Annotated in this window: 1 protein-coding gene; it reads left to right on the plus strand. The window is 58.5% G+C overall.

The window, feature by feature from the left end; genetic code table 11:
- The first annotated feature begins 164 nt into the window (after positions 1–164).
- Positions 165–1,142 (plus strand): 1-phosphofructokinase family hexose kinase, encoded by a 978-nt coding sequence (locus tag E1297_RS01750; protein WP_155133116.1) that lies wholly within the window; start codon positions 165–167, stop codon positions 1,140–1,142.
- Positions 1,143–1,308 lie beyond the last annotated feature (166 nt).

Below are 1,308 nucleotides of genomic sequence, written 5' to 3' on the forward strand. Positions count from 1 at the left end.
CCGGCAGGTCGGGTTCGCCGGACGCTCACCATCAAACGTGCAGTGCAGGACTTGGCTTGACGATTGTTATGGATCAAGGCCGCCTGTAACATCCTGTGGCAAATGCCCAAGGTTCATTGAGCAGGCGGCTCGCCAACATTCTTTCAGGTTTTCCGAGGTTCCTTATGGCCCGAATTCTCTCGATTGCTCTCAATCCGACCATTGACGTGTCCTGTGATGCCGATCGGGTGCAGCCGATGCACAAGACTAGAACGACCAATGTCCGTCATCATCCAGGTGGCGGCGGGATCAATGTGGCGCGCGTCCTGTCGGAACTGGGACAGGAACCGGGCCTGCTTTACCTATCGGGCGGTTCGACCGGCAAACTGTTGCAGGGCTTTCTGGAAGAGATGCCGCTGGAGCTGCATCGTTTTGCCATCGCGGAAGACATCCGGTTGGCCTACACGGTGCACGAGGAGCAGTCCGGGTTCGAATACCGGTTCGTTCCCGAGGGGCCGGAAGTGGGAGAGGCGGAACTTGCACCTGTCTTTGCGTTCCTTGAGGGCTGCAGTGCCGATTATATTGTCGCAAGCGGATCGCTTCCGCGCGGCGTGCCGGCCGACACCTATGCGAGGGTGGCCGGGCTTGCGCAAAAGACCGGTGCGCGTTTCGTTTTTGACGCTTCTGGACCGGCGCTTCACCCGGTTCTTGAAACCAGATCGGTGTTCCTGTTCAAGCCAAGTATCGGCGAACTCGAAGCATATGCCCGACGGCCACTGGATGAAGAGGGGGCGCGTCAGGTGGCTGAAGATCTGGTGTCTTCCGGCGCTGCCCGCTATGTCGCCCTGACATTCGGAACCAAAGGCGCGATGCTCGCCGGGCCGGACGGCATCTTGCGGATACCGTCAATTCATGTGTCGGCAAAATCGGCTGTCGGCGCGGGAGACAGCTTTGTGGCGGCCATGACCTTTGCCATGAGCCGCGGGGTGGCCGCTGAAGAGGCTTTCCGCTTTGCCAATTGTGTCGGTGCCGCGGGCGCTATGACCTATGGCACGGATCTGTGCCGGGTCAGCGACGTCCTCACCCTCTATAACGCCGACTGCCGGGCGCGGCAGTCAAAGATGGTGCCGGAACTGGGCAATATTGGCCGATCAGTGAGATGAAGATCGGACACCAGGTTTTTCCGCACAAGGGTCAATGCCGCCAAACACGAAAGCGGGAGGATAACGTACAAAATCTTTTGCACATTTTCAGGTTGAGACGGTTCCCTTTATTCCGATTGAAGGGAGCACGCCAGAATTATTGTCAAATCTGGTGTCCAAGCGGCCA

This window comes from Roseibium sp. RKSG952, assembly GCF_009711355.1.